Source organism: Rhodococcus marinonascens NBRC 14363, from assembly GCF_001894885.1.
Taxonomy (GTDB): Bacteria; Actinomycetota; Actinomycetes; order Mycobacteriales; family Mycobacteriaceae; genus Rhodococcus_F; species Rhodococcus_F marinonascens.
Map to the genome: position 1 here is coordinate 14,539 of NZ_BCXB01000007.1, position 21,388 is coordinate 35,926.

The window sequence follows — 21,388 nt, forward strand, 5'->3', positions numbered from 1 at the left end:
GAACAGCTAGGACTCTTCAGATTCCTTGGCTGCGCCCTTGCCGGCACGCTTGCCATAGCGCGCCTCGAAGCGAGCGACGCGTCCACCGGTGTCCAGAATCTTCTGCTTGCCGGTGTAGAACGGGTGGCACTGCGAGCAGACCTCGACGTTGATGCGTCCGGTCTCCTTGGTGCTGTTGGTCTCGAAAGTGTTTCCGCAACCGCAGACCACGGTGGTGGCCACGTAGTTGGGGTGAATACCTGACTTCATGGTGTCCCTTTCAATGGCCGCCGGGTCGCCTTCGCCGTTCGAAGACGTGAACCGGAACCGGACTCGACCGCTCAGTATGCCAGATTGCGGGCTCGTGACCCCCACTGGCATACGCGCTTGCAGTCTGATCAACGCGGGCTGCTCGTGCTTTGTTCCATTGCCATTCCTCCTGGGGAAACAGCTGCATTCTGCCTGGGGAAACAGCTGGGCCCGGCGACAATGCCGCCGGGCCCAGCTGTGGTCGATGATCAGTCTTCGATCGCACCCGGAGTAGTCTTCGATACCTGCATGAGGAATTCGATGTTGCTCTTACTCTTCTTGAGGCGGTCGATCAGCAGATCGATGGCCTGGTGCGAATCCAGACCCGAGAGCACACGCCGGAGCTTGTGCAGTACCGCAGCCTCATCTGGGCTGAGCAGCAACTCGTCCTTGCGTGTACCCGAGGGATTCACGTCCACGGCCGGGAATACGCGGCGTTCAGCGATCTTGCGGTCGAGCTTGAGTTCGGCGTTGCCTGTGCCCTTGAACTCCTCGAAGATCACGGTATCGCCGGTCGACCCGGTCTCGACCATCGCTGTCGCGATGATCGTGAGCGAACCACCGTTCTCGATGTTGCGCGCGGCGCCGAGGAACCGCTTCGGGGGGTAGAGCGCGGTCGAGTCGACACCACCGGAGAGGATCCGCCCCGAGGCCGGCGAGGAGTTGTTGTACGCGCGGCCGAGACGTGTGATCGAGTCGAGGAGGACTACGACGTCCCTGCCCGCTTCAACCAGACGCTTCGCACGCTCGATCGCCAACTCCGCGACCGAGGTGTGGTCTCCCGGCGGACGGTCGAAGGTCGAGGAAATGACCTCACCCTTCACCGAACGCTGCATGTCGGTGACCTCTTCGGGTCGCTCGTCGACAAGTACGACCATGAGGTAGCACTCGGGGTTGTTGGTCGCGATGGCGTTGGCGATGGCCTGGAGCACGCTGGTCTTACCGGCCTTCGGCGGGCTCACGATCAGTGCGCGCTGCCCCTTGCCGATCGGCATGACCAAGTCGATGACGCGGGTCGTCAGGATGTTCGGCGTGGTCTCGAGACGCAACCGCTGGTTCGGATACAGCGGTGTGAGTTTGCCGAACTCGGGGCGCTTCTTGGCCGTTTCCACGTCGCCACCGTTGACGGTGTCGATCCGGACGAGGGGGTTGAACTTCTGCCGCTGGCTGCCCTGCTCGCCCTCACGCCCGATGCGGACGGCACCGGTGATCGCATCGCCGCGACGAAGGCCGTTCTTGCGAATCAGGTTCATCGACACGTAGACGTCGCTGGGTCCGGCCAGGTAACCCGAGGTGCGCACGAAGGCGTAGTTGTCGAGGACATCGAGGATGCCGGCGACAGGCTGCAGGACGTCGTCCTCACGGATCTCTGTCTCACGAGCGTCACCGCCAGCTTCTCCGCGGTCACGTCCACGCCGACGTTCACGGAAACGGCGTCCACGGCGGCCGCGGCCACCTTCCTCGTCGTCGCCTGCGCGATTGTCGTTGTTTCGCGGGCCGGCGCTTCCCTGGCCACGCTCACTGCGGTTGTCGCCACGCTGGTTGTCGCCACGCTCACTGCGGTTGTCGCCACGCTCACGCCGGTTGCGGTCGCCGCGTTGCTCGCCGGAGCTGTCCTGCTTACCGGAATTCTCGGCAGAATCCTGACGATCGTCGGCCTGCTTACGTTCGGCGTGTGGGGCGTCGGAAACGTTCTGCGAGGCAGTGTCCTGGGCGTTGCCGCCCTGCTCACCTTGCTCTGGTGCACCCGAGCGACGTGCAGACCCGCGGCGCTGACGCCCGCGGCGGCCGCCCTCTGCGGTTTCGGTGGCTGGAGTTTCGGTGGCTGGAGCTTCGGTGGCTGGAGCTTCGGTGGCTGCGGTGTCGGCCACTGTGGAGTCGGCCGCCTCCTGCGACGCGACCCCCTCGGTGGGCACAGCATCCGGAGTCACCGCATCCGGAGTCACCGCCAGCTCGGTCTGCGTGGACTGTTCACGCTTCGCGCGCGTCGCCCGAACGCGGGAACTGGGCGCGGGCGCGGCAGCCGCCGGGGCAACTGAGCCGCCCTGGCGCTCCTTGATCGCGGCGATCAAGTCGCCCTTGCGCATCCCCGAGATGCCCTTGATGCCCAGGTCGCCCGCAAGAGAGCGGAGTTCGGTCAGCACCATCCCGGACAGGCCCGCGCCTCGGCGTGTCTCGGCGCGCATTGCGGATGCCGCGACTGCACCGGATTCGGGTGCGGTCGATGATGCTTGTGAAGTGTCGCCTGCCTGTGCGCCAACGGTATCCACCGAGGAGGCGTGCACAGGAGCGGCGATGAGGTCCGTATCGGTCACGGAGGTCCTTTCCTTCCCTCACTCGCGCTGCGCAGAGTCGAGGGTTCGTCCCGCAATTCGGGTCATGTACCGAATTCGGATGTGCCGTACGTAGTTGCATGCGAAGAACTGCCGGCTTGCCCGCCATCACACCACCTTGGAACAGGCGTGTGCTCACAATCTCTACACAACTGATAGTGCGGAAGATCATGCCAGGACTCATCGACCCCGATTCACCTGGAGTATTGCCCTGGTAGAGCACCGGCGTCTGATGCGCACGATTTACGGACAATGCCCAGAATAGCTGTCAACGACCGTAGGAGCAAGCAGGCGCCCCGGCGGCGTGTCAGCTGATCTCGACGCCGCCCGCGACGTCGAGATCGAGCACCTGCAACCCGTCCGCCTCCGCCTGCGCTCGAAGATCGACAGGGAAGGGCTCGGTAGTCAATGCGAGAACAGTCGGTCCCGCTCCGGAAACGGTTGCGGCGATGCCTGCCTCCCGCAGAACTGAGATCCATCGTGTCGTCTGCGGAAGGGCCAGAGCGCGCTGCGCCTGATGCAGCCTGTCCTCGGTGGCCGCCATCAAGAGGTCAGGACGTTCTGTGAGCGCGACCACAGCCAGGGCTCCTCGGCTGACATTGAATGCAGCGTCGCAGTGGGGAACTGTCTCCGGCAACAGCCCCCGGGTGTACGCAGTCGACGAGCGCACCCCCGGCACAAGTGCGACCCCACGGATCGCGGGGTGCACCTTCAGCGGCACCGCTGCGTACATGGTGTGGGCTGCCGTGGAATCCCCGTCGGCCGACCCCGCCTCACAACTCCACGACACGACGGCCCCGCCGAGCACACTCGCCGAGGCGTTGTCGGGGTGACCCTCGAACTCGGACGACAGTTGCACGAGTTGATCGAGCGACAGCCCGAGATCGGAATCAAGTTTCGCGGCGAGGCCGTTGGCCGCTGCCAATCCTCCGACAACGGCAGAAGCGGAGGAACCCAGACCCCGAGAATGAGGTATCGAGTTGCGGCACAACACATCCAGACCCTCTGCCCAAACGCCCGCCGATTCCAGACCTCGCTCGATCGCACGGACCACAAGGTGGGACGGGCCCCACGGAACGTCGTCGGCCCCCTCACCCTCGACCCGAATGTTCAGCCCTGAACCCGTAGTGGTGACCTTGATCTCGTCGTACAGGCCCAGCGCGATACCCAGCGTGTCGAAGCCCGGGCCGAGGTTGGCACTCGACGCCGGAACACGCGCGGTCACGGTGAGACCTGCAGGGAGAGTGCGTGTCATGGAAGCCGTCTGATTCTGCGACGTGGTGGGCGTGGTCGCCACCACTACGCCAACTCGAGGGCGGAAGCGACAGCGACTGGATCAACAGGAATCGGTTGGACCTCAGGCATACCTGCCAAAGCCGTGTCGGGGTCCTTGAGTCCGTTGCCGGTAACCGTGCAGACGACGCTCAGTCCCGAATCCAGCCAACCCTCCTTGCGAGCGGCGAGCAGACCCGCGACGCTCGCAGCCGAAGCGGGTTCGACGAACACACCTTCGGTTCTGGCGATCAGGTGGTATGCCTCCAGGATTTCCTCGTCGGTCGCGGCACGGAAGGCGCCGTACGACTCTTCCTTCGCGGTGATCGCTCCGTTCCAGGACGCGGGCGAACCGATGCGGATCGCGGTCGCGATCGTCTCCGGATCCTTCACCGGGGCGCCGTGGACCAAGGGCGCGGCACCCGCGGCCTGGACGCCGAGCATGCGTGGTTTCACTGTGGTGAGTCCATCCGCGTAATACTCGGAGTACCCGCGCCAGTACGCCGTGATGTTGCCGGCGTTACCGACCGGAAGCGCATGCACGTCGGGCGCCTTTCCCAGCGCATCGCAGATCTCGAAGGCTGCGGTCTTCTGGCCCTCGATTCGGACCGGGTTGACCGAGTTCACGAGTCCGATCGTGGGGAACTCGGCAGTTGTCTTTCGCGCCAGTTCGAGGCAGTCATCGAAGTTGCCCTGCACCTGGATGATCCGCGCGCCGTGCATGACAGCCTGCGCCAGCTTGCCCATCGCGATTTTGCCCTGCGGCACCAGCACGGCACAGGTCATCTTCGCCTTGGCGGCATACGCGGCGGCGGAAGCGGACGTGTTGCCCGTGGACGCGCACAGGACCGCCTGCTGACCGCGGGCCAACGCGTCGGTGACGGCCATCGTCATGCCGCGGTCCTTGAACGAGCCGGTCGGGTTGAGCCCCTCCACCTTGAGGTAGACCTCACACCCGGTGATCTCCGAGAGGTGATCGGCAGGCAGTAGTGGGGTGCCGCCCTCGCGCAGGGTGACCGTCTTCCAATTCGGACCAATGGCGAGGCGGTCTCGGTAAGCCTCGATCAGCCCCGGCCACGGGACGTGAACAGGACTACAGGTGCCGGTCATTGTTCGGTGCCTTCCAGTCGCAGAACGCTGGTCACAGCGGTGACAAATTCCTTTTTTCTCAGTGCCGCAACGGTTTCCGACAAAGCGGAATCCCTCGCGAGATGGGTCACGACGGCGAGACGGGCACAGTCGCCGGCGCCCTCCTGCCGAACGGTGGAGATGCTCACGCCGTGCTGAGAGAATTCGGCAGCCACTGCCGACAGCACGCCCGCCTTGTCCGTCACCTGCATGTTGACGTAGTAGCGCGTGGGGATGTCGCCGATCGGCGCGATCTTCAGCTTGGCGTACTTGGATTCGCGGGGTCCGCGACCGCCGTTCACTTTGTTGCGTGCGGCCATCACCAGATCGCCCATAACAGCCGACGCGGTAGGGGCACCGCCCGCACCCTGGCCGTAGAACATCAGACGCCCCGCGTTCTCGGCCTCGACGACAACGGCGTTGAATGCGCCGTTCACCGACGCCAACGGATGACCCAATGGCACAAGAGCCGGGTAGACCCGGGCGGAAATCCGCTCCTCACCTTCGGGGGTGGTGATCCGCTCGCAGATGGAGAGCAACTTGATCGTGCAACCGAGTGCGCGAGCCGACGTCAGATCTTCCGCGGTGATCTGGGCGATCCCTTCGCGGTATACGTCCGCGGCGGTCACCCGGGTATGGAAGGCGATGGATGCGAGGATGGCCGCCTTGGCCGCGGCGTCGTAGCCCTCCACGTCGGCAGTCGGATCGGCCTCGGCGTACCCCAGGCGTCCAGCCTCGGCCAGGGTCGCGGCATAGTCTGCGCCGGTCTCGTCCATCGCTGACAGGATGAAGTTTGTGGTCCCGTTCACGATTCCGGCGACCTGGTTCACCCGGTCACCGGCGAGGGACTGGATGAGCGGGCGAATGACCGGAATCGCGCCGGCCACGGCAGCCTCGAAGTACAGATCGACACTGTGCATTTCCGCAGCCTCCGCCAGTTCTCCGGTGTGCTCGGAGAGCAGGGCTTTGTTCGCGGTGACGACGGACTTGCCAGAGTTCAGTGCGGAGAGGATCAGCTTGCGCGCCAGATCCGTGCCGCCAATTACCTCTACGACGATGTCGACGTCGTCGCGGGCCACAAGGGTCGCCGCGTCGGTGGTCTGCAGTTCCTCGGAAACTCCGCGGTCTCTACCCGGGCGGCGAACAGCCACACCGCGCAGTTCCAGCGGGGCGCCGACGCGAGCCTCGAGGTCCTTGCTGTGCTCCTGCAGGATGCGCACCACCTCGCTCCCGACGTTGCCGAGGCCCAGCACGGCCACACCGATAGCGCGATGCGCCGATTCACTCGTCACTCCTGTACCTCCAGGCTCAGCAGGTCTTCCACGGTTTCCCTCCGAAGGATCACGCGCGAGTGTCCGTCGCGTACTGCCACCACAGCCGGACGGGTGAGCAGGTTGTATCTACTCGACATCGAATAGCAGTATGCACCGGTGGCCGCAACAGCAATCACATCACCTGCGCCAACATCCTCGGGCATCCAGGTGTCGCGGATCACGACATCTCCCGACTCGCAGTGCTTACCCACGACGCGAGACACCACCGGACCGGCGTTGCTGACCCGCGACACGAGCTTCGCCTCGTACTCTGCCTGGTACAGCGCGGTCCGGATATTGTCACTCATTCCGCCGTCGACGCTGACGTACCGACGGGTCAGGGAACTACCGACGAGGACGTCCTTGATCGTACCGACCTCGTACAGCGTCACCGTTCCGGGTCCGGCGATCGCACGCCCGGGTTCGACGGCCAGCGTCGGCTCCGGCAGACCCGCCAGCGCCGACTCGTTGCGAACGATGTCACCGAGTTTGGCGGCGAGTTGATCGACCGGGGGCGGGTCGTCTGTGGGGACGTAGGAGATTCCCATGCCGCCGCCGAGGTCGATGATCGAAATCTGGGCCGTCTTCTCCACACCGAACCCCTCGACGACGTCCCGAAGGAGTCCGATCACGCGGTGTGCGGCCACCTCGAAACCGTCCACGTCGAAGATCTGCGAGCCGATATGACTGTGGAGGCCCACCAGTCTCAGATTGCCGGCGGAAAATACCCGTCGAACCGCATCGATCGCCTTACCGTCCGCGAGCGAGAACCCGAATTTCTGATCCTCGTGGGCCGTGGAGATGAACTCGTGGGTGTGCGCCTCGACACCGACAGTCACGCGGATCAGGACGTCTTGGACCACACCGGCTTCAGCGGCCACCTTGTCGAGGCGGCCGATCTCCATCATGGAGTCCAGCACGATGTGCCCGACACCGGCCGACACCGCAGCACTCAGTTCGGCAACCGATTTATTGTTGCCGTGCATGGCAATTCGCTCAGCTGGAAATCCCGCATACAAGGCGACCGCCAGTTCGCCGCCAGAAGCGACGTCCAACGACAGACCTTCGTCGGCAACCCAGCGGGCGATCTCGCCGCACAGAAAGGCCTTGGACGCATAGTGCACCCTGGCTGTCGGCCCGAACGCACGGGCCATGTCACGGCAACGTGACCGGAAATCGTCCTCGTCAACCACGAACAGTGGGGTGCCGTACTTCTCGACCAGGTCGGTGGCCGGGACGCCGGCCAGATGAACGACACCGTCCGCGGCACGATATGCGTTCCGTGGCCACACCTCAGGAGACAGCGCGGCGAAGGCCGCCGAATCGACGGGACGCTCGGGTAGTCCGGGCGCGTGCAGGTATTCGGCGTGCTTGGGACCTGCGGGGTGCGCGTTCACATCTGCTCCGGTGCGCTGACACCGAGCAGTGCGAGACCGTTGGCCAGAACCTGACGGGACGCCACACACAGCGCCAGTCGCGCAGTGTGGATCGGCGCAGGGTCTTCGTCGCCCTGCGGCAGGATGCGCCGGCCCGCACCGTAGAAGCGGTGGTAGGCCCCCGCGAGCTCCTCGAGATATCTTGCAATACGATGCGGTTCACGGAGATTCGCCGCACTGGATACGACGCGGGGGTATTCACCGAGCGTACGGATAAGGTCGCCCTCCTGCTCTGCGACCAGAAGCGACAGGTCCGGATTCTCTGCGGAGATCCCGAGATCGCCTGCGTTGCGGGCGATCGACGCGAGGCGCGCGTGCGCGTACTGCACGTAGTAGACCGGGTTTTCGTTACCCGTGCTCGTCCACAGTTCGAGGTCGATGTCGATGCTCGAATCCACCGACGACCGGATCAGCGCATAGCGCGAGGCGTCGACACCGATGGCTTCGACGAGATCGTCGAGAGTGATGACGGTGCCAGCACGCTTGCTCATTTTCACAGCCACGCCGTCGCGGACCAGGTTCACCATCTGCCCGATCAAGACCTCCACAGTGTCTGGGTCGTCACCGAAGGCCGCGGCCGCAGCCTTGAGTCGGCCGATGTAGCCGTGGTGGTCCGCGCCGAGCATGTAGATGCACAGGTTGAATCCCCGGGAGCGCTTGTCCTGGAAGTAGGCGATGTCACCGGCGATGTACGCGGCGCTGCCGTCACTCTTGATGACGACGCGGTCCTTGTCGTCGCCGAAGTCGGTGCTCTGGAGCCACCAGGCGCCGTCTTCCTGAAAGAGGTTGCCGGAGGATTTCAGCGTCTCGACGGCCTTCTCCACCGCGCCGGACTCGAACAGCGAGTTCTCGTGGAAGTAGACATCGAAGTCGACACCGAACTCGTGCAGGGCGCGCTTGATGTGCGCGAACATCAGATCGACGCCGACGGATCGGAAGACTTCCTGCTGCTCGACGACGGGAAGTTCCAGCACGTCGGGGCGGCGACGCCGCACCTGGGAGGCGATGTCTGCGATGTACGCACCCGCATATCCATCCTTGGGGGCGGGTTCACCCTTGGCCGCAGCAATCAGAGAGTGGGAGAACCGGTCGATCTGCGCGCCATGGTCGTTGAAGTAGTACTCGCGGGTCACCGCCGCACCCTGGGTGGTGAGGATCCGGCCGAGTGCGTCGCCGACGGCCGCCCAACGCGTTCCACCGAGGTGGATGGGGCCGGTGGGATTGGCGGAGACGAATTCGAGGTTGATCTTCTTCCCCGCAAGCGTGCCGCCCCCACCGAACTCTGCACCCTCCGCGAGGATCTTGGCGACGATCGCGCCCTGCGCGTCAGCGGCCAGTCGGATATTGAGGAAGCCCGGGCCTGCGATATCGGCGCTGTCGATACCCTCGGCGGCACTCAGAGCCTCGGCGAGCCAGGTCGCCAACTCGCGAGGATTTGTACCGACCTTCTTGGCAACCTGCATCGCGACGTTGGTGGCGTAGTCACCGTGCTCCGGGTTGCGCGGACGCTCGACCGTGAGAGTTTCGGGAAGTACGGACACGTCGAGTCCGCGGGCGGCGAGCACTGCCGCGGCGGTTCCGCGGAGCAGTTCGGCAAGGTCGGCTGGAGTCACAGGTATCTATCCTATGGCCATCACGTCTCAAACGGTGATTCGCCTTCCCACGACTCACGCCGTGGACCGGGTGGCCGCCCGCAAGCGTGTCCGGCGCCACTCTTCCTGGCCGCTCTCAGAATCGGAAAGTATAGTGGCACCGCCACGAGACTCGGTCCTCGGCTTCCGGCTATCGGGAGAAGAGCGCCCGCAACCCACCACCGAAAGATCACAATCCATGCCAAGCGGTTCGGAAAGTCGCGGTCCCGACAAGAAGTCGGGAGCGAAGTCGGCCAAGGCCATCAAGGCCGCCAAGAAGAAGAGCGGCGGCACACGAGCACAGGGCACCGCTGCTCCACGGCACATTCCCTGGCTAACGATCGGTGCCGGGGGGGCTGTTGTCGTCCTCGTAGCTGTCCTCGCCGTCAACCTGGTGCCCAAGTATCAGGCCAACGTTGAGGCTTCTCGATTTGCCCCGAGCGCCGAGGATCCCGACCCCTCCGTCGACATCGACGGCGTCGTCACGGTTGACTACCCGGCCGGCATCCACGTCCAGCCGACGCAGCGCGTCGCGTACGACTATTCGCCGCCGTTCGGTGGCCCGCACGACGGCATCTGGGCGACGTGCACGGGAACCGTCTACCCGACTGCGATCCGCACTGAGAACGCCGTGCACTCTCTCGAGCACGGCGCCGTGTGGATCACCTACAACCCGGACGAGGTTTCCGCCGATCAGGTGGAAACGTTGGACGACAAGGTGGACGGTAGAACGTTCACGATGCTGTCTCCGTACCCCGGCCTCGACAGCCCCGTCTCGCTACAGTCGTGGGGCCATCAACTCAAGCTGGACAGCGTCGACGACCCCCGCATCGACCAGTTCATCGCCGCGCTGCGGATCAACCCGAACACCTACCCCGAGGTCGGCGCAACCTGCTCGTCGATTCCCGGCTCCGGTTTCGATCCCGACAACCCGCCTCCGTTCGATTCGAGTGCACCCGGCCCGGATGCGGTGCCCATGGACGGCGGCGGAATTAACCCGGACCAGTCGGAAATCGGCGGAATGCAGCTCCCACCCGACCTCCAACTTCCGCCCGACCTCCAGCAGGCACCCGACCAGCAGCTTCCGCCTGAGCCCCAGCAGGCGCCGACCGAAGGCAGCAATGGCTGACTCCACCGACTCCGAACTTGGACCCGAGACCGAACCCACAGACGACAAAGCCCCCTCTCGGCCCAGCCAGCGCACTGCACTCACCGTCATCGGGCTGATAGGAGCCCTCGTCGTCGGCTTCGCCGTCGGGTTCCTGGTACGCCCGCCGTCGACCGACACGGCCGTTCCCGAAGCTGGGTCTGTCGATGTCGGGTTCGCCCAGGACATGAGCGAGCATCACAGCCAGGCCGTGGAGCTGTCGGCAATCGTCCTGACGGAAGTCACCGACCCAGCCGTCCGCAGCCTCGCGTACGACATTCTCACCACTCAGCAGAACCAACTCGGGCAGATGCAGGGTTGGCTCGCGTTGTGGGATCAGCCGCCGCTGCCGTCCGGCGGGTACATGGGGTGGATGCAGCCGCAGCACTCCGATGGTCACGACCAGGATTCCGGCGAAAGCGCACACATGGGTTCGATGTCGAAGATGCCGGGCATGGCGACCTCGGAGGATCTGACGGCGCTTCGTCAGGCCACCGGTCCCGCCGCCGACGTCCTGTTCCTTCAGCTGATGTTGCGCCATCATGAGGGCGGGCTACCGATGATGGAGTATGCGGCCGAGCACGCCTCGAAGGATGTGACACGAGACCTCGCTCAATATATGGTCGATACCCAGAAGAGCGAGTCGACGTCGATAACGAACATGCTCACCGAGAGGGGCTCGAGTCCACTGCCGATGAACTGATCGGCTGGGCTGGACGCGTCAGTCAGGACAGGTCAGTCAGGACCACGTCCAGTCGCGCACCTCGGGCATTTCCTCGAGGTGCGCGACAATGTATTCGCCGTGCCGTTCGAGCTGGGTGAGGCAGAAGTCCGCGAGTTCGGCGGCGCCTGCGGGTTCCGTTTGCGCGCGTCGGAGCGCTTCCAATGCCAAGTGGTAGCGGCTCATTCTGTTGAGTACGACCATGTCGAACGGTGTGGTCGTGGCGCCCTGTTCGCTGAAGCCGCGGACGTGGAAACGTTCCGGATCGGGACGGCCGTGGATCAGTTCGTGAATGGCGCGCGAGTACCCGTGGAAGGCGAACACCACATCGGTGCCGGCTGTGAACAGGTCGAGGAACTTGCGAGCGTCGAATCCGTGCGGATGCTCGGTGGGCGTGAGCAGCCCCATCAGATCGACGACATTGACCACCCTCGTGACAAGTTCCGGCGTGTGCTCGCGGAGCAATTGGGCAGCTGCGAGGATCTCCTGAGTCGGAACGTCTCCCGCGGCGGCAAGCACGACATCCGGCACCGCACCGGCACCGGACTCGGTACCCGCCCACTCCCACACCGATGCCCCAGCCGCACAGTGGGCGTGCGCCTGCTCGAGCGTCAGGTACTGCAGATGCCGCTGTTTGTCGACGACGATGAGATTGACATGGTCGGTGCTGCGCAGGCAGTGGTCCGAAATCGACAGCAACGTGTTCGAATCGGGCGGCAGCCAGATCCGAACGACGTCCGGCGCGAGCGGAATGACGGAGTCGATCATGCCCGGCCCCTGATGGCTGAAGCCGTTGTGGTCGTTTCGCCAGCACGTGCTCGTCAGCAGAACGTTGAGCGACGCTACCGGGGACCGCCAGGGCAGATCCACCGCGTGCTGGATCCACTTCGCGTGCTGGATGAGCATGGAGACGCTCACCATCGCGAAGGCTTCGTAGCTGGCGAACATCCCGTGCCGCCCCGACAGCAGGTATCCCTCGAGCCATCCCTCGCACAGGTGCTCGCTGAGGACTTCCATCACCCGTCCACCCGCCGACAGTCCGTCGTCGTATTCAGTGATGGGTAACTGCCAGCAGCGGTCGGTTACCTCGAACACGGCGCCCAATCGGTTGCTGGACGTCTCGTCGGGGCAGAATAGCCGGAAACATCCCCCGCCGTCCGGTGTAGTGGTCGCGGTGTAGAGGTCGCGGAGCAGTTCACCGAGTACCCGGGTCGTCTCGTGCATCGTCGCGCCGGGCTTCTCGATCGCGAGCGCGTACTTCTCCAACGGTGGTATCGGGAGATCCGCACGTAGGCGCCCGCCGTTGGCGTACGGGGACGAACCCATCCGCTTGTCGCCCTGCGGCGCCAACCCCTGGAGATCCGCGACGAGCGTGCCGTCCGCATCGAACAGTTCCTCCGGCAAGTACGAGCGCATCCACTCCTCGAGTTGATGGAGATGGGCCGCATTCGTCCGGACCCCCGACAGCGGAACCTGATGGGCGCGGTGCGTTCCCTCGACGAGCACGCCGTCGACGGTGTGCGGACCGGTCCACCCTTTCGGAGTCCGCAGCACGATCACCGGCCACTTCGCCCCACTGGGCCGTGCGTCGCGCGCGTCACGCGGAAGAGTTCCGGCGCGCGCCTCCCGCTGTAGGTCGGTGATCACTGCGTGCGCATCACGCAGTGCACGATCGAGTGCGCGAAAAACCATGCGCGGGTCGTCACCCGAGACGACGGTCGGTGCCCACCCCTGGCCGCTGAGGAATGCCTCGACGTCGGCATCGCTGCTGCGTCCGTAAACCGTGGGTCCCGCGATCTTTGCGCCGTTGACGTGCAGGATCGGCAACACCGCACCGTCGCGCTCCGGATTGAGGAACGCGGGAAGTTTCCAAGAGCCGGAGAGCGGTCCCGTCTCGGCCTCGCCATCGCCGATGACACACGCTACCAACAGATCCGGATGATCGAATGCCGCACCGGCCGCGTGAGCAAGGGCATAGCCCAGCTCACCGCCCTCATGGATGCTGCCCGGTGTCTGCACGCCGACGTGACTCGGCACTCCGCCCGGAGTCGAGAACTGCCAGCACAGTCGGTGGATTCCGGCGGCGTCGCGGGACACCCCGGGATACACCTCCGAGTAGGTCCCCTCCAGATACGTTGCGGCGACCAGTGCAGGCCCGCCGTGCCCCGGGCCGGTCACGTAGAGACAATCGGTGTCGGTCCGGCGGATCAGACGATTCAGAAGGCAATACACCATCGACAGCCCCGGACTCGTCCCCCAGTGTCCGAGAAGCCGGGGTTTGATGTGCTTCGGATGCAATGGCTCGCGCAGAAGCGTGTTGTCCTGCAGATAGATCTGCGCGACAGTGAGGTAGTTGGCCGCCGCCCACCACCGCAGATCCCGATCGAGGTCACGATCGAGGTACTGCGCATCCGAGCCCTGCGAGCCGTCATTCAATCCATCGGCCATTCTCGACGCCTCCCGGGAGTTCGCGAATGTCCACCTCCCTCCGACACTAGGCGAGTTCGCAGCTGTACGCGGATCGAGCCGACGTAGTCGGGGGGACCGATTTGGTCTATCCCGCCACCCATGCGCTACCATTGGCCAGCCCAATCGGCACACCGGTTTTCCGGTGCGCCCCCGTAGCTCAGGGGATAGAGCGTTCGCCTCCGGAGCGAAAGGTCGCAGGTTCGAATCCTGCCGGGGGCACCCATCTGACCAGCGAAAACTGGGGTACTACCCCGTCCCTGCCCCTTGGCGCCCCTCTGCTCTCTCCACTGCTAGAACCCCATTCGTCAGCTAGCCCTACGCACAGTGGCCAGGTGTTCCCACTGCGTGGAATGCTGACGGCGACGATCCGACCACGTGCTGACTCGCTCAATGCGAGGCAATGCGGGTTCACCGCGATACTGCACGAGAAGGCGCGACCACCACGGACGACGGGCGAACGCCGCTCGCTGGCTTCCTCGCCCGACACGACATCATCGTCAACTGTGTTCTGCAGGACACCGAGGCGCCGCTGACCTTCCTCGCGGACGAGGATATCGACGCCCTCACACCCGGCAGCCTCGTCGTCGACGTGTCCTGCGACGAGGGAATGGGTTTCAGCTGGGCCCGCCCGACCTCGTTCGCGTATCCGACATTCGTGATCGGCGACAACGTCCTCTACTACGGGGTCGACCACACCCCCTCGTACCTGTGGAACTCAGCGACGTGGGAGATCAGCGAGGCCCTCCTCCCCCACCTGCGCACCGTCCTCGACGGACCCGCCGCCTGGGACGGGAGCGACACCATCCGGCACGCGATTGAGATCCGCGACGGGGAAATCCAGAATCCGCGGATCCTGTCGTTTCAGCACCGCTGGGCCGACTATCCCCATGCGATTCTGACCTGACTGGGGGCACGAACGGGACGCTCGTTGTTGCCTGAACTGAAACGAGCGTCCCGGTCGTATGCCACGAAAAAGAGGTCAAGCCGTGGCGCTGCGGCGCATTTCACGTCGGAGAATCTTGCCGCTGGCCGTCTTCGGCAGTTCGTCGACGATCTCCACCCGCCTCGGCGCCTTGTAACTGGCCAGTCGCTCACGGCAGTACTCGACGAGATCGTTCGTCTCCGCAGTCTGCCCCGGACGAAGGCTGACGAACGCCGCCACGGTCTCTCCGCGGTAACTGTCGGGTTCACCGACGACAGCGGCCTCACGGACCGCCGGGTGCTGGTAGAGGACATCCTCGACCTCTCGCGGCCAAACCTTGAACCCGGACGCGTTGATCATGTCCTTCTTCCGATCGACGACGTACACCCATCCCTTGGCGTCCATGAACCCCACGTCACCAGTGAGTAATCGGCCGCCGGGCAGCGACTCCGCGGTGGCGTCCGGCATGTTCCAATATGCAGGCACCACCATCGGCCCCTCCACGGTGATCTCCCCGACCTCCATCGGGTCGAGGTCGCCACCGTCCTCGCCGGTTATCCGGATCATGGCCGACGGCAGGGGGAGCCCGATCGCCAGCGTGCCCGAGGACGGGTCGACCGGGGCCTCCAGATTGGCCGGGACAACGACACACGGCGCACTGGTCTCGGTGAGCCCGTAGCCGTTGCGGATGTATTTTCCGGTCAGATCGCGGAAGCGTTCGACAATGGCAGGCGGCAGTGGGGCACCGCCGGACATCACGGCCTCCAGTGACGCGAAGCGTTCGCCAGAGAAGTCGGGATGCGCCATCAAGGCCATGTAGGCGGTGGACGGTCCGACCATGAACACCGGCCGCTCGCGTTCGAGGGCGTCGAGCACGACCCCCGCCTCGAACCGATACGCCAGTATCAGCGGGGACGCCAGGTCGATCGCGGTCAGCAATTGGCACACCATGCCGGTGATGTGAAACAGCGGCGCGAGGGCGAAGATCGGCGATCCAGCGGGCTTGTCGTCGTACAGACGCAGAGTCGCGCTGTTGACCGTGAGATTCCGATGAGTGTTGGTCGCCCCCTTTGGTACCCCACTCGTTCCGGAGGTGTAGGAAACGAGTGCGACGTCGTCCGGCACCAGACCTGGATTCGGCACGTCGGCCCCGGTCCGGGCCCGAGCCACCTCGAGCAGATCGGGGACGCCTTCGCTGCGGACCCTCGCCACTCCCCCGAGCACGCGCGCGTCGTCCAAGGTCTGGATGTCGAGTTCGCTCGCGGTGAGGGCGATCCGCACACCCGCAGCGGAAGCACGCTCTCCTACATGGTCGGCCCACGCGTTCTCGCTGCACACAATTGCCGTGACTCCGGCATCGGCAAGGATGTGGGACAGTTCGTCCCGGTACATCGGGTTCAGGGGGACGATGACGCCGCCGGCCTTCCACGTTCCGATCAGTGCCACCGCGAACTGCGGGATGTTCTGCAGGTAGATCGCGAGCCGGTCGCCCTTCGCGAACCCGTTCTCCGCCAGATATGCGGCAACACCGTCGCTGAGTTCGTCGACCTCACGGTAATCGAGGGTGCCGCCCAGATACCGGATGGCCGGGCCATCCGGGGCGGATTCGACCGCAGCGGAGAACATTTCGAGCGCGGTCCGGTCGGGTATTACATCCGCCGACCGGATGTTGTCGTCGTACAGGCCAATCCAGGGTTTGTCGTCATACCAACTCATTATCCGCCGTACCGCCTCTCTCGATCTTCGGTGTCTGACTGTGTAGAGGTGCCTGACTGTGTAGAGGTGCCTGACTGTGTAGAGGTGCCTGACTGTGCAGAGGTGCCTGACTGTGCAGCGGGTTGTTCACCGTGTACCCGAAAGTCCCCCGTCCACGGGGATGATGGTGCCGGTGAGGTAGGCCCCCGCACGCGAGGAAAGGAAGATCGCGGTGCCCGCCACATCCTCTGGTGTGCCCACGCGGCCGAGAGGAACCGCACCCTCGACCGCTTCCTTCCGTTCCGGATTGTCGAGGAAATAGGACATCATCTTGCTCGGAAAGGGCCCGGGTGCAATGGCGTTGACGGTGATCCGCTGGGGAGCCAGTGTCGCGGCCATCTTGCGGGTGAGCATGTGAACCGCGGCCTTGCTGGCGCTGTAGGAGAAATTGTCGGTGATAGACAGTACGATTCCGTCGATCGAACCGATGTTGATCACCCGGGCGGGATCACCATCGGTCGCCGCCGCGCGTAGCCTCGGCAGCAGCTTCTGCGTCAGGCTGAAGACACCCTTGACATTGATGTCGAAGATCTTGTCGAACGCGGAGTCGGGGAACTCGTCGATCGGTGCGCCCCACGTCGCGCCCGCATTGTTCACGAGCACGTTCAGCTGCGGGGCCACCTCCGCCACCTGGGCAGCGAGGCTTTCGATCCCCTCCGCCGTGGACAGATCCGCGGGATGGGCGACGCACGTCCCCGGACCCACTGCCGACAACTCCGCGGCCGTGTCAGCGCAGGCGTCCGACTTGCGCGACGAGATGAGAACAGTCGCGCCCGCCTGGACGAATCCCTGCGCAATCATCCGGCCGATACCCCGCGAACCTCCGGTGACGACGACGGTCTTGCCGGTGACGTCGAACAATGCTCCCGTATTCATGCGCATTCCCTTCAGGGCTGGAACACGAGTCGACCGACGGTGCTGCCGTCGCCCAGACGGCCGATTCCGTCGGCGACGTCCGCGAGCGAGAGTCGCTCGCTGATGAGCGGCTTGATCGCACCGGATTCTGCAAGCCGGGTCAGTTCCTCGTGGCAGTCGGCGATCGCCTGCTTGTTGTACGCGTTGTACAGACCCCAGTGAAGCCCGATGATCGAGTAGTTCTTGATCAACGCGTGGTTGAGCCCCGGCGTCGGAATGGTGCCGCCCGCGAAGCCGATGATCAGAATCCGTCCCTCGAACGCGATGCATTTGGTCGACTTCGCGTAGGCATCGCCGCCGACCGGATCGTAGACGACATCCGCCCCGCGACCACCGGTGAACTCCTTGACCAGCGGCACGAAATCATCTGTGTGCCGGTCGATTACCAGATCGGCCCCGAGCCGGCGGCAGTACTCGACCTTGTCGGCACCTCCGACGACGCCGATCACCTTCGCTCCTGCGGCCTTGCCCAGTTGCACTGCCGCGCTACCGACCCCGCCCGCGGCAGCGTGCACGAGCAGCGTCTCGCCCGGCTTCAGCTGGGTCCGCCTGTGTAGAGCGAACCAACTCGTCTGGTAGCCGATGGTGAGTGCGGACGCCTCGGCATCGTCGAGCGCAGCCGGGGCGGCGAACGCGTTGGACTCGGCCATCACGGCCATCTCCGCGAACCCGCCGGCGGGTAGATTGGGGCTCCCGATCACCCGGTCGCCGACCGCGAAGCGGGTCACGCCGTCACCGACGGCCAGGACCCGACCGCACAACTCGACTCCGGGCGTGAACGGCAGCGGCGGCTTCATCTGGTACTCGCCACGGCACAGCAGGACGTCTGGGAAGTTCGCCGGCGCCGCAAGGATCTTCACCAGGATCTCGCCCGGACCGGCATTCGGGTCCTGAATTTCCTCGAGCTGAAGCGCAGTGCGCGGTTCGCCGAGTTCGTTGATACGCCAGGCCTTCATCGTTGTCTCCTCAAAATCAGTGCTGGGGGGAAATCAGTGCTGGGTGATGGATCACGCGGGCAGGTCGATCAGGGTGGCCAGATGCGCCCGATGGCGGTACGCGGAGCCGAAAGCGAGCTGATCGCTCTTCGCCCTCTTCAGGTACAGGTGCGCGGGGTACTCCCACGTCATGCCGACCCCGGCGTGCAGTTGGACGCACTCCTCGGCGGCGTGGACGGCGACATCACTGCAGTAGGCCTGCGCGATCACGGCGGCGATCTCGGCGTCCGCGTCACCGCGGGCGGAGGTGTCCGCGGCGTACCTGGCAGCCGCCGCGGCGGATGTCACCTCGAGCCAGAGGTCGGCAAGGCGGTGCTTGATCGCCTGGAACGAGCCGACCGCGCGACCGAACTGCTTGCGTTCCTTGACGTACGCGAGGGTCGTGTCGAAGCACCATTGCGCGAGTCCGAGTTGTTCGGACGCGAGTAGTGCTGCGCCGCTGACGAGGGCGGCACGGACCGCCTCCGCCGCGGTGCCGTCGTCGACGCGGGTGGATGCCGCGCCGTCGAACACGACATCCGACAGCGGCCGGGTCATGTCGAGCGAGAGGACTGGAGTCGCGGTGACGCCAGCAGAGCCGGCGCTGACGATATGGAGTTCGAGTCCCTCGGGCCCCTCGACCGGCACGATCAGGATGTCGGCCTCCGCGGCGCCCGCGACGCTGGTGACGGTCCCGACCAGTGCGCCCGCCTCCCGGACCACGCTGGGGGCGAACCGGCCCGGTGCGGTCGCGAGTCCGACCACGAGCGCACCCGTGGTCGTACCCTCGGCGAGCGCACCGACCGTCTGCTTGTCTCCCGCCTTCAGTAGCGCCACGGTGGCGAGTACCGCACTGGACAGGTACGGGACGGGCGCCACAGCGCGTCCGATCTCCTCCATGACCACCGCGGCCTCACGCGCGCCGGCGCCTGCGCCGCCGAGCGACTCGGGCACGAGCAGGCCCGCAAGCCCGAGGTCGACCGCGAGGGACTTCCAGACTCCGGTGAAGTCGGCGGGTGCCTGGTCGTACATTCCTGCCACCGACTCGGGGGAGCAGCGATCGACGAGTAGTCGGCGGACACTATCGCGCAGTGCGTCCTCCGTGTCTGAATAGAGCAGGTCTGCGGTGCTCATCGGGGCAGGTCCTTCCATGCGATGTTCTTGTCGACGCGGTGCTCCGGAGGGAGGCCGAGAACGCGTTCTGCGATGACGTTGCGCAGGATCTCGGACGTTCCGCCCTCGATCGAGTTGCCTTTCGCGCGCAGGTACCTGTATCCGGGTTCGCGTCCGGTGAAGTCGACCTTGTCGGGTCGGCGCATAGACCAGTCGTCGTACCGCAGTCCCGCCTCTCCATGGAGTTCGATGTCGAAGCCCGAGATGGTCTGCGCGAGCCGGGCGAAGGCCAGCTTCAGGCCGGATCCCTCCGGACCGGGTTGACCGGCCTCCAGTTGCTGCCGTAGTCGTTCACCGGTCAGCCGCGCGACTTCCGCGTCGACCCACAAGTGGAGCAGGTCGTCGTGCATCGCTCCGTCACGGAGTTCGGGATGCTCCCGCCAAGTTTGCGCGACCAATCCGATCATGCCGCTCTCGCGGGCAGCCGCGGAACCGCCGATGGCCACCCGCTCATTGTTGAGGGTCGCGGTGGCCACTTTCCAGCCCTGCCCCTCGTCGCCGAGCCGATTTGCGTCGGGAATGCGCACATCAGTGAGGAACACTTCGTTGAACTCGGCCTCACCGGTGATCTGCCGCAGCGGCCGAACATCGATACCGGCATCGCTCATGTCGCACAGGAAGTAGGTCAGCCCGGCGTGCTTGGACACCGACGGATCCGTCCGCGCCACCAGGATGGCCATCTGCGCGTTCTGCGCTCCCGACGTCCACACCTTCTGCCCGTTGACGGTCCAGGTGTCACCGTCACGAACGGCGCGAGTGGCGACGGCGGCGAGATCGGAGCCCGCCCCCGGCTCGCTGAACAACTGGCAGTAGATGTGCTCGCCGGTGTAGAGAGGCCGCAGGTAGTTCGCCTGCTGCTCCGGGGTTCCGAAAGCGGCAATGGTCGGCGCGGCCATGCCCAGCCCGATCCCGTTGCGGTCCTTGGCCGGCCCGGGCGCGCCCGCCGCCGCCAGTTCGGCGTCGACCTGGGCCTGGAAGCCCTGAGGAAGGCCGAGACCGCCGAATCCGGGCTGAAAGTGGACCCACGCCAGACCCGCGTCGAACCGGGCACCGAGAAACTCCGCGGCATCGGTGAGATCGTTCTGCTCGATGAGAGCAGCGACGCGGCTGCTCAGGTCCCGTGCGATCGCCTGTTCGTCAGTCGGCATGATGGTCATCAGTCCTTCGGTCCGCCGGCCACGTAAATCACTTGGCCGGACACGAATCCCGCACCTTCACTGGCCAGGAACGACGCCGTGGCGGCGATGTCCTCGGGCTGCCCGACGCGGTTGACCGGGATCTGCGAGGCGGCCGCCTTCTTGAAGTCCTCGAAGCCCACGCCCATGCGTTCGGCGGTGGCAGCGGTCATCTCGGTCTCGATGAAACCGGGCGCGATGGCGTTGGCCGTCACACCGAACTTGCCCAACTCCAACGCCAGCGTCTTGGTGAAGCCCTGCATGCCGGCCTTGGCGGCAGCGTAGTTGACCTGTCCGCGGTTACCGAGGGCGGACGTGCTCGACAGGTTGACGATGCGGCCGAACTTGGCTTCCACCATGTGCTTCTGCACGGCCCGCGACATCAGGAAGGCGCCACGCAGGTGCACGTTCATGACGGCGTCCCAGTCGTCGACAGTCATCTTGAACAACAGATTGTCGCGGGTGATTCCGGCATTGTTGATCAGGATCGTCGGGTCGCCGAGTTCGTTCGCCACCCGCTCGACTGCCGCCGTGACAGACGCCTCGTCCCCGACATTTGCGCCGACGGCCAGTGCCCGGCCCCCGGCAGACGTGATCGCGTCGATGGTTGCGCCGCAAGCGGACTCGTCGAGATCGAGCACGGCAACCGCGTGCCCGTCGGTTGCCAGTTTTTTCGCTACCGCGGCGCCGATTCCGCGGGCCGCTCCGGTGACAATTGCTGTTCTGGTCATGTGGC

16 protein-coding genes, 1 tRNA gene and 1 pseudogene are annotated in these 21,388 nt (G+C 65.2%); 4 read left to right on the forward strand and 14 right to left on the reverse strand.

Annotation, left to right across the window (positions count from 1 at the left end):
- Positions 1 to 6: 6 nt before the first annotated feature.
- From rpmE to argS, 7 genes are all read right to left on the reverse strand, one after another.
- Positions 7 to 249, reverse strand: a complete 243-nt coding sequence (gene rpmE, locus RM2_RS07305) for a 50S ribosomal protein L31 (RefSeq protein ID WP_072688179.1) — start codon at positions 247 to 249, stop codon at positions 7 to 9.
- 248 nt (positions 250 to 497) lie between these two features.
- Positions 498 to 2,603 (reverse strand): transcription termination factor Rho, encoded by a 2,106-nt coding sequence (rho, locus tag RM2_RS07310; protein ID WP_072688180.1) that lies wholly within the window; start codon positions 2,601 to 2,603, stop codon positions 498 to 500.
- Between the two features lie 325 nt (positions 2,604 to 2,928).
- Complete coding sequence (thrB, locus tag RM2_RS07315) at positions 2,929 to 3,876, reverse strand: homoserine kinase (protein WP_072688288.1); 948 nt, start codon at positions 3,874 to 3,876, stop codon at positions 2,929 to 2,931.
- Between the two features lie 44 nt (positions 3,877 to 3,920).
- Entirely contained in the window at positions 3,921 to 5,003 is a 1,083-nt protein-coding gene (gene thrC, locus RM2_RS07320; protein WP_072688181.1) for a threonine synthase, read from the reverse strand.
- A complete protein-coding gene (locus tag RM2_RS07325; protein WP_072688182.1) occupies positions 5,000 to 6,313 on the reverse strand; it encodes a homoserine dehydrogenase in 1,314 nt (437 codons plus the stop codon). The genes thrC and RM2_RS07325 overlap by 4 nt, the downstream gene beginning before the upstream one ends.
- Positions 6,310 to 7,731 carry a diaminopimelate decarboxylase gene (gene lysA, locus RM2_RS07330; protein ID WP_072688183.1) on the reverse strand — a complete coding sequence of 474 codons (1,422 nt, stop codon included), beginning with the start codon at positions 7,729 to 7,731 and terminating at the stop codon, positions 6,310 to 6,312. The genes RM2_RS07325 and lysA overlap by 4 nt, the downstream gene beginning before the upstream one ends.
- Positions 7,728 to 9,383 carry an arginine--tRNA ligase gene (argS, locus tag RM2_RS07335; RefSeq protein WP_072688184.1) on the reverse strand — a complete coding sequence of 552 codons (1,656 nt, stop codon included), beginning with the start codon at positions 9,381 to 9,383 and terminating at the stop codon, positions 7,728 to 7,730. The genes lysA and argS overlap by 4 nt, the downstream gene beginning before the upstream one ends.
- A gap of 217 nt (positions 9,384 to 9,600) precedes the next feature.
- On the opposite strand from argS, the gene RM2_RS07340 reads away from it, so the two are divergent.
- On the forward strand, positions 9,601 to 10,530 hold the full coding sequence (locus tag RM2_RS07340; RefSeq protein ID WP_072688185.1) for a thioredoxin-like domain-containing protein: 930 nt from the start codon (positions 9,601 to 9,603) through the stop codon (positions 10,528 to 10,530).
- The gene (locus RM2_RS07345; RefSeq protein WP_072688186.1) at positions 10,523 to 11,251 is read left to right on the forward strand and encodes a DUF305 domain-containing protein; all 729 of its coding nucleotides are present in this window, start codon (positions 10,523 to 10,525) and stop codon (positions 11,249 to 11,251) included. The genes RM2_RS07340 and RM2_RS07345 overlap by 8 nt, the downstream gene beginning before the upstream one ends.
- 36 nt (positions 11,252 to 11,287) lie before the next feature.
- On the opposite strand, the gene RM2_RS07350 is transcribed toward RM2_RS07345, so the two are convergent.
- On the reverse strand, positions 11,288 to 13,717 hold the full coding sequence (locus RM2_RS07350; RefSeq protein ID WP_072688187.1) for a phosphoketolase family protein: 2,430 nt from the start codon (positions 13,715 to 13,717) through the stop codon (positions 11,288 to 11,290).
- A 167-nt stretch (positions 13,718 to 13,884) separates the two neighbouring features.
- Between RM2_RS07350 and RM2_RS07355 the strand changes: the two genes are divergently transcribed.
- Positions 13,885 to 13,957, forward strand: a tRNA-Arg gene (locus RM2_RS07355).
- 205 nt (positions 13,958 to 14,162) lie between these two features.
- A pseudogene (locus tag RM2_RS07360) lies at positions 14,163 to 14,642 on the forward strand (Rossmann-fold NAD(P)-binding domain-containing protein); the annotation flags it as partial.
- A gap of 75 nt (positions 14,643 to 14,717) precedes the next feature.
- On the opposite strand, the gene RM2_RS07365 reads toward RM2_RS07360, so the two are convergent.
- The 6 genes from RM2_RS07365 to fabG all read right to left on the reverse strand — a co-directional run bounded on the left by RM2_RS07365 (position 14,718) and on the right by fabG (position 21,383).
- On the reverse strand, positions 14,718 to 16,376 hold the full coding sequence (locus tag RM2_RS07365) for an AMP-binding protein (RefSeq protein WP_072688188.1): 1,659 nt from the start codon (positions 16,374 to 16,376) through the stop codon (positions 14,718 to 14,720).
- A gap of 126 nt (positions 16,377 to 16,502) precedes the next feature.
- Positions 16,503 to 17,291, reverse strand: coding sequence for an SDR family oxidoreductase (locus RM2_RS07370; protein ID WP_072688289.1), 789 nt, complete (start codon positions 17,289 to 17,291; stop codon positions 16,503 to 16,505).
- Positions 17,292 to 17,302: 11 nt separating this feature from the next.
- The gene (locus tag RM2_RS07375; protein WP_072688189.1) at positions 17,303 to 18,286 is read right to left on the reverse strand and encodes an NADPH:quinone oxidoreductase family protein; all 984 of its coding nucleotides are present in this window, start codon (positions 18,284 to 18,286) and stop codon (positions 17,303 to 17,305) included.
- Positions 18,287 to 18,337: 51 nt separating this feature from the next.
- Positions 18,338 to 19,438 (reverse strand): acyl-CoA dehydrogenase family protein, encoded by a 1,101-nt coding sequence (locus RM2_RS07380; RefSeq protein WP_072688190.1) that lies wholly within the window; start codon positions 19,436 to 19,438, stop codon positions 18,338 to 18,340.
- Positions 19,435 to 20,625: an acyl-CoA dehydrogenase family protein gene (locus RM2_RS07385; RefSeq protein ID WP_072688290.1), complete on the reverse strand. Its 1,191-nt coding sequence runs from the start codon at positions 20,623 to 20,625 to the stop codon at positions 19,435 to 19,437. Before RM2_RS07385 ends, RM2_RS07380 begins: the two co-directional genes overlap by 4 nt.
- A gap of 8 nt (positions 20,626 to 20,633) precedes the next feature.
- Positions 20,634 to 21,383 (reverse strand): 3-oxoacyl-ACP reductase FabG, encoded by a 750-nt coding sequence (gene fabG / locus RM2_RS07390; protein ID WP_072688191.1) that lies wholly within the window; start codon positions 21,381 to 21,383, stop codon positions 20,634 to 20,636.
- Positions 21,384 to 21,388: the final 5 nt, after the last annotated feature.